The sequence below is a fragment of the Bartonella sp. OC68QHHN genome (genome assembly GCF_042193875.1).
GTDB classification, from domain to species: domain Bacteria; phylum Pseudomonadota; class Alphaproteobacteria; order Rhizobiales; family Rhizobiaceae; genus Bartonella; species Bartonella grahamii_A.
The window spans coordinates 47,527-55,433 of the sequence record NZ_JBHIME010000051.1 but is presented as its reverse complement, the minus strand read 5'-3'; the positions used below and the strand labels follow the sequence as shown (position 1 = coordinate 55,433).

Sequence of the window (7,907 nt, the reverse complement as noted above, 5' to 3'; positions counted from 1 at the left end):
GGATGCACTCTGCCTTCAAAAGAGTGCATCCTTCCCCTCAAGGGATACTGCCCAAACCCTCATAAGGCAGCATCCAAATCCGTGAGAGGATGCACTCTGCCTTCAAAAGAGTGCATCCTTCCCTTCACGGGGGTTACTCAACTTTCATCGCATCTCATTTTTATGAACCCTCATTTTTATGAATCCTTAGTCAAAGGCACAAAAAAGAAGTTTTCTAGCAACTATTGTATCACCCATCTTACGGGATTCCACTTATCTACAGAGCTTTCAAACTTTTTTACGCCTTCATAAAATCGAATCTGAAAGAATTCATTAAGGCAATTAAGGGTAAATTTTGTCAAAATATAGACAAACTTTATTCTTTTTTATGACTGTTGTATTTTTACTATAGTTATTTAAATCGAATTTATATATGATACATATCGATATTTATTTATAGAAATAAATATAGGAGAAAAAACTATGAATATCAGATATTTTTTCATAGCAGGGGCAATTACAAGTGGTTTAGCTCTCGCGATTCAAAAATCTGATCGTATAGTCAATAAACAACCCTCTCCTATTGTTGCTCCTTATACTATTGAGAAAACAAATTTACAGTTTTTTAAACAAGTAAGGAACACATCGGATACATTGAGTATACTGAGAATAAATAATAGAAGCGCATCAGAACAAGCATCCATAAACGATATATACGAAAAAGGAAAAAGTTTATTGAATGCAATAGCTAGTTTTTTAGGATCAATTATTATATATCTCATACAAATGTTTTCTAATAGAGTATAGGATACAAAAATTTCTCAAAGTAAAATTATATACATTTTGTATATAATGTAAAATTTAAATAAAAAGGCCCTTTTAAAATAGGGCCTTTTTTAGTTTAATTTTTATTGTATCTTTATTTTTATTGCCTAAATATCATCGCCTTCAAAAATAACATTTTTTACCCTCCTCACATTTCAAACGATGAAAGCTCTCCTCCTATCTCCTGCCCCATAGCGCTTTAGTCAATGGTCTTCCCCCATACCATTTAAATAAGCGATAATTTATGAGCCTTTTCTAACAAAAACAAAGAGACCGTCTTTAAGAAGATAGCAGAATTTATAATCGATTTTTTGCCTCTATTCTTAAGGATCAAGCCATTTTCAGTCTATTTTTTTAAATCTTGCTATTATTCTTGATTTTTCGAGCACTTTATTTTGCTCTTATGTGAAAGCGCCATGATTGAGACGCTTTCACATAAGAGTGCTTTTCTTTAACAGGAGAGTAAACTAATCAATTTTTATATCCATAACTGCGATTTTACCATCTTTAATATAAGTAATATCAGGAGATATGTTTTACCCCTTCTGCTGTAAAGACGCATGGCTCATCACTCACATCAAATCCTTGTTCCCTTAATTCTTGTTTTTTCTCCTCGACTAATTTTTTATGAAAAGCGCGTTTTTGGTTACACGTATTAGGAGATCTTACTCTGAAAAGCTGATAGTCCATGGCTATGGACCACTTCTCAGCAACCCGTTCCAGTAGATCGTAACTGAACTTTCCTTCCCTTTTCACTTCTTGAGCGATCACCATCGCGCGTTCCAAATGGACTTTTTCAATGGTTTCATCAAAGCCAAGCTTCTCCCCTGCCGTAAAACTTTCGTCATAAGAAGCTAAAGTCTCAACATCGCCCAGCAAGGCAAGGGCAGCAAGATGCAGCAAAGCATAAGGTGCGAGCTCTATGTCATCATCCGGTGCCCAAGATAAAGAGTCTTTTTCCCAAGGGGGAAGACGATATTGAGAGCGAAACATTTCATGCAAAGAATCATCTTCCATTGTCCATTTTAAAGTTTTATCGAGTGCTTTCTTTAAACGCTGGGCGCTCACTTTTTCTTCAAAAATTTCCAATCCATTGGGTACAAAATTCATAAATACCGTTGGCACAACCCCAGAATTATGAGGATTAATCGTCTGACAAGCCGCCGCAAAAATACCGCTCATAATTAAAAGTCCGCGATCAAAAGGCGAAAACTCTTCCACTCGTTTCTCGTTATAAAGAAACTGCACTTCGCGATCTGGTAAAAAGAGGGTTGCCAAATAATCTCCCTTTCCCTCGATTTCCACCGACCATCCCAAGCTTTTTAAAAGCCCTGTTGCACTTTCTATCGTGAGAATTTCATCATCATCATAATCGGCAGAGAACTCTTTTTCCTTTAGTTGCAAACACCTCTCCTGCACCACGGCTTCATCTTTCCAAAACTGCTGCGTTGCAAGATCATTTTATTTAAGCACTCTTTCCAGCTCACCTTTCACTTGGAAATTCATTTTCATCCGTTTAAAGACAGAGATATAAAGAGCTAAAACAAGCATGATAATGATCATGCAAATAACAATAAATACCCAGAACTCGGGATCTAATAGAAATACGGCTATAGGATCACTGTTCATTTTTCCCCTCTCAGTCTTTGAAAAAGCCCGTGCGACAGAGAGCTTATGTGCTCTCCTACAGAGATTGCTTCTTCTAGTTTCTGAATATTTTTGTACAACTCACCCGTCACTTTGGTGCGAAGCCGTAACATAACCGGAATAAAAATAATGACACAGACCATTATAATGTCCGTTGTTTTAAGGAGAACGGCATGCACAACATATTGCCACCCTGTCAGCTGCCAATTTAATACATCTGGTATTCCTAGAATCATGTTCCAGATGACAATGACAACAGCAATAGCAAAGATAACTTTATAATCCTTTGCTGAGAGCAACACTTTCTGGAGCGAAAAAGAATGCGCTCCTTTATGCGTTTCTTGCTCTGATGTCCAATTTTGCTCCTTCATGTATTCCCCTCTCACTCTTTGAAAAGACCCGTGTGACAGAGAGCTTATTTGCTCTCACACAGAGATTGCCTCTTCTCGTTTCTGGATCTTTTTTCCAATTTACGCATTATGATGATGCAAAACCCAAATACCACCGGAATAAAGAAAAGTACACAGGCCGTTATGGCTTACGTCATAATAAAAATTATAATATTCCTGCTACCTTGCCACCCTCTTACCTTCCTCACATCTCAAATAGTGAAGATTTTCAAACCACGCCAATCTATAAACAATAGTCACAATTCAGCTTTTTCTTCCTAAAAATTCTCCTATTTTCAAGAAAATGACCCTGCATCCCCACTTCAATAGGATTCATTTCAAAGACTGGATGAACAAAGCGCCTAAAAATACAAAAACAACCCATATACCGCACGCCCCTACAAGCAAAACCGTTCCTTCCTCACGTCTCAAACGATAAAGTAAGTCCCAAACGCTGACTCTAGGCTCTAAACCCCACGGGCTCTTATTCCCTTTTATCAACAATGGTCCATAATCGGCTTTTCTTCCACTCAATGCGATCCTCAACACCACCATTTAGAGCAATGTTTAAGGACAACCCATAAAGAGCACCAAAACATATCAGAGGAAAAATGGTATAGAGAGCAATCCCTATAAACATTGAAACTCTCATAATTTCTTCATTATTTTTTCCCCTCTCATGACTTCTCAAACGCTGTATCCTGTTCTTTCAAAACGCTTTTCAGTTCTTTTCTTAAACAGCGATACGTTCTCACCTGCTTAAAGACACCATAATAAAGGTCCAAAATCATCATGGGAATAACAGCAACCCACACTGTCACGAACATAAGCACGAGAACAAATATCATGACAAGAATATCACCCCTTTTTTCTCTATCGCCTTTTTTATACCGATCCTTTTGATCGGTTATTTTACCCCGTTGCTGGTTTATTTATTTCAATTTCCGAGTATTTTTTACCAACAAACGCCACAATATGATGCAGAGTATCAACATAACTGGAATCAAGACCGAAACACACACTGCAATAACTTTCCAAAACGTGCACAGAGAGATAAAAAAAGGGGTGTATCCTACCACCCTGTCAATTTCCCTTTGCTACCCAAGGATGATAGAAAGAAAATCCTGTTCTACAGTTCAATAATGAGTGAGAGGAAACAAATGACAACATACTCTCGCACAGAAAAATACTCTTTCTCAAAAAAATCGCGCAGTCCGTTATAACATGCTGAATTTTTTCCCTTCATTGCTCTTCCTTTTTTATGAAAAGCGCATTTCTTTTCTCATGCTCGCTCTTTTAAGACCCACTAAAAGTGCGATGCATGGTGCTTGCCTTGTTTTCAACAAACCACCCAGACTTCCTAAAAGCGCGGTTGCTCTTCCAAATGATAAGAGCATCCTCCTCATTACAAACCTGATAGGCTTCTTTATTCTCTTTGCATGATTGGTTTTTCAACCATCCCCCTTTTCCTCCCTTTATCGATCACATAAACCCTAGAGGACACCGTTTTACAAAAATCCAACAAATATTTAATCTAAAAAACATCTCATATGGAAAACTGACATGCCCACCATAAACAACGGTGTTTTCACCGCTTAAATGAAGCCGAGTATATATGAAGCAAAGGATGATGATATTCCCTTCCACATCTCAAAGAATGAAGATTTTAAAACCCACCTCAGTTTGTAAACAATTCCATTGCTCTTAAGTGCACTCCGCCTGCTGAGCAGTTATGGGCTCCACTTGCATAAAGCGCTCTACGGACAACTCCTTCCTTAACATTGGCACCTAAAATATTTTAATACTGTAATGCCTTATGAGCCTTCCTATTCCCGCTTCAAATGACAGTATTTTATGGCATAACAAAACAAAAAACATTTTCACAAGAGCTTTTTGTATCTTGATAATCAACACATCCCAAATGCTGTCAGATTCTTTCATTTCAAACCTATCTCATGTTGAATCAATCAAAATTATTTGCTTACACGTAAAAAGATGAGAAGCCATGCAGAGTGAAACTGTACAATAAAAATGCCTCTTATAAACCGTCTCAAGTGCCAATAGCTGTAATACATATTGGGGATTGGCAAAGTGTGTGATGGTCCCAGCTTACGCTTTTATGAAGCCTAAAAATGATGATGCTCAATAGACTTATATTATCATGAAAGCTTTACCATGATATCCTTCATGAACCACCGTCGTGAAATGGGATCAAGCACATGTAAGAGATGTCTCTTGAAAATAAGCATGTAAATATACAACAATAAGTACATTCCGTTTGGGTCATTGTGTATGACATGAGAGATATGCCCCCAGAATGTGATAAACAAGAACGCGATAAACAAAAGCGTGAGGCAATAAACACACCCCACAGACCAAACCAAACAACCAATTACCTAAAATGCGCCTACAGCAGCTTTGAAATTTTTCAATTCTCATTTTAGAATTTCTTGATTAAAAAGGCCCGATTTTAAAATTAAAAAAGAAATGTCTCACACCTCATAGCCCCCACCTTTATAAAAGCATCTCTTATAAACGCCTCTTTTATCAAGCTACCTGCCCCGCTTATAAAGCCTCTTTGAATATTACATCCTGTTATTTAACCATTTAAATGACACCCTCCTTTTTTATGAAAAAATCCATTAAAACAGCAAAAATGAAAATTTTATCCTCTATAGAAGACGACCATAAATCGCTTGACCCTTCACAGTTTATTTTGTTATTTTGAACTGATAAACGATATTTTATTTGAAAAGACAAGGATTTTATGCTATTATAAGTATATTGAAAAGTTTGTTTTTTACAGCTCTGTGCCGCTCAAAAGAAGATAAAATCCTCTATAAAGGATATATATATATGCGTAGCAGCCTGATCTACATGAGACATCTTGGTACAGTGCCCAATAAGAAAACCCCAATATGCCTCTCACTAACAAAGCCCCACGAATAATAAAAACAATGACTTTTCAAAGGTGAAACTGAAAAGTTTCCGCAAAGCGCTCATGAAAAAAAGCAAATAATCCTATTAGAAAGACGACGATATACCCATAAAACATCATTCGTGTTTTTTTATTCACATGTAACAAAAGTTTCTTTTCACTTTGTTCCAAAAAGGTTGAGAAATCTTTAGAAAGTAAATAAGCCGCTATCCATGATAAAATAAGCATGATAGGGGCGAGAAATAAGACTGATAGGAGTAAGATAAAAATGGTAAGAAACACCTTAAAGATGATTTTCTCGTCCCACACTATCACTGTTCATTGTGCTTAAAGACGCCTTTAGTATCCGTTTCTCCTTTGGTCTGCAAAGGCTCATATTCCCCCAGTATTTGCTCCCCCAGTATTTGCTCTAAGTGCTTTTTACATCACTGTCCCCCATCAACAGACAGTTTATTTTTCATTTAAATGGTTAAGTTCATGAAAATACGTAAAAAACGCGGTAGACCGAGAATAACAGGCAAACTCAGAGAGCCCAATGGCCGTATTTCACGTGCCCAAAGCCCCAGCGAATCTGCGCTTCAATCTGCGATTGAAATGCGTGCAAAACACTTTGGTTTAAGCCTCGAAGAAGCAAAAAATCCGCTTGTCGGAACCTATATTGGGCGTCTTTGTTTGCTTGGCTATAAAAAGGATTCATCAGGCATCAGTAAAGAGCAATATGATACGGCGCAACGATACTTGCAAATCAGAAACGACTATTTATGTGCAAAAGGCTTACCAAACGGCTATTATGATGGTTTTACGCACAGCGCATCAGATGAGAAAGCAAAAAAGCAATGGGTTCAAAAAGCAACGAATTGCTATGAAGATATGCAAGAAGCGATTAAAGAAGCGCAATATTTACATCGTCAACACAACTTTCATGCGGCATTACAATATCTTGTTATAGAAGATCAACCGCTGCCTACTCTCGTTGGTTCATTGCGTATTATTCTTGATGTCCTTTATAAACATTTTGACTATTCTAGCAAAAAGAGCATTGGCTAAAAACACCCATCGTTTCCTCTCCCTCACAGGATAAAGATTCTAAACCTCCCCCTTTGTAACATGCCTCTTTGTAACCAGCTCCTTTGTAAAGAGACAATCCTTCTTGGCAAGTTACACTTAAGATCCACTGGGGCTTGCCCTTTCATAGAATTTCATGCGATTGACGGGCGTAAAGCACGCAATAAACAAGCTTTAAAATATCCACCACGCCCTTTAAAAAAGACTTCAACCTGTCAAAGAGACTTACCTTATATCTACCCATGCCTCAAAAGACAATAATTCACGGCATATTTCAGGGCATGAACAAGATAAATATTGCCCTCCCTTTCAAACAGCAACATTCTCCCCCCCATTGTAACAAACCGCCCTCATCATACACTTTTCCCCCAATATCGCGATATCCTTAGCTCTTGAGACAATTCATTATGGCATTTAAGTCCTTTCTTGTAAAATTCTATACGGCTTTCCTGATCTTATGACAGACAAAAGACATGGCTTTGATTGCAGAATAATCTGGGTTTCTTATTCAAGATAAATAAAGACAAAAATATCATTATAAATCAATAGCTTATTATTAAAATAACATGTTGATTTTTTACAAAATTAAAAGCATCATCCCTTAAATACAAAGAAAAAGCCCTCACCAACAATCTCCTCGCTCATCAACAACAGCACAGGAAACCTACCCATCACGTCACCGCTAACACGACAGCCAGCACAGCCCAAATCACCAACACAATCGCAACATCTACGCTTTGCCCCGCAACACCTGCCAACCACCGCCTTCCCAATTCCATCAATAAAATACCACGGATTTCAAAACCACAATTCTCCCCTCACCCTTCACCTTACCCCCTCCCTTTTTCAAAGGAGAAAATTTTTACCGCATCAAAAACTTTCCCATTAAAACAATATATTGTGCTGCATAGCTAATGAATGAGCTTTTTTCTACAGCTTTTTTACCGCAATAAAAAAGGAAAAATAATCGTTTTGCTGTTGACAGAATATGAAAAATCATATTTAATGACGAATGCGGTAAGGGGTTTTTTGCGTCTAGATTTCATTATCAAATGTTTGAGTTA

Annotated in this window: 7 protein-coding genes; 3 read left to right on the top strand and 4 right to left on the bottom strand. The window is 37.4% G+C overall.

Features of this window, described 5'->3' with window-relative positions; translation table 11 throughout:
• Nucleotides 1-462: 462 nt before the first annotated feature.
• Nucleotides 463-786: a hypothetical protein gene (locus ACFIJ0_RS06510; RefSeq protein ID WP_375623728.1), complete on the top strand. Its 324-nt coding sequence runs from the start codon at nt 463-465 to the stop codon at nt 784-786.
• 540 nt (nt 787-1,326) lie between these two features.
• Here the strand turns inward: ACFIJ0_RS06510 and ACFIJ0_RS06505 are convergent.
• Together ACFIJ0_RS06505 and ACFIJ0_RS06500 are read right to left on the bottom strand one after the other, a co-directional pair.
• Nucleotides 1,327-2,208 (bottom strand): DUF6990 domain-containing protein, encoded by an 882-nt coding sequence (locus ACFIJ0_RS06505; protein ID WP_375623730.1) that lies wholly within the window; start codon nt 2,206-2,208, stop codon nt 1,327-1,329.
• Nucleotides 2,209-2,429: 221 nt separating this feature from the next.
• Nucleotides 2,430-2,822, bottom strand: a complete 393-nt coding sequence (locus ACFIJ0_RS06500) for a hypothetical protein (RefSeq protein ID WP_375643971.1) — start codon at nt 2,820-2,822, stop codon at nt 2,430-2,432.
• 32 nt (nt 2,823-2,854) lie between these two features.
• On the opposite strand from ACFIJ0_RS06500, the gene ACFIJ0_RS06495 reads away from it, so the two are divergent.
• Entirely contained in the window at nt 2,855-3,097 is a 243-nt protein-coding gene (locus tag ACFIJ0_RS06495) for a hypothetical protein (RefSeq protein WP_375623734.1), read from the top strand.
• A 227-nt stretch (nt 3,098-3,324) separates the two neighbouring features.
• On the opposite strand, the gene ACFIJ0_RS06490 is transcribed toward ACFIJ0_RS06495, so the two are convergent.
• Both ACFIJ0_RS06490 and ACFIJ0_RS06485 read right to left on the bottom strand, forming a co-directional pair.
• Entirely contained in the window at nt 3,325-3,492 is a 168-nt protein-coding gene (locus ACFIJ0_RS06490) for a hypothetical protein (RefSeq protein ID WP_375623736.1), read from the bottom strand.
• Nucleotides 3,493-4,136: 644 nt separating this feature from the next.
• Nucleotides 4,137-4,295 (bottom strand): hypothetical protein, encoded by a 159-nt coding sequence (locus ACFIJ0_RS06485; protein WP_375636968.1) that lies wholly within the window; start codon nt 4,293-4,295, stop codon nt 4,137-4,139.
• A gap of 1,960 nt (nt 4,296-6,255) precedes the next feature.
• On the opposite strand from ACFIJ0_RS06485, the gene ACFIJ0_RS06480 reads away from it, so the two are divergent.
• The gene (locus ACFIJ0_RS06480) at nt 6,256-6,825 is read left to right on the top strand and encodes a hypothetical protein (protein WP_375643970.1); all 570 of its coding nucleotides are present in this window, start codon (nt 6,256-6,258) and stop codon (nt 6,823-6,825) included.
• The last annotated feature ends 1,082 nt before the right edge of the window (nt 6,826-7,907 follow it).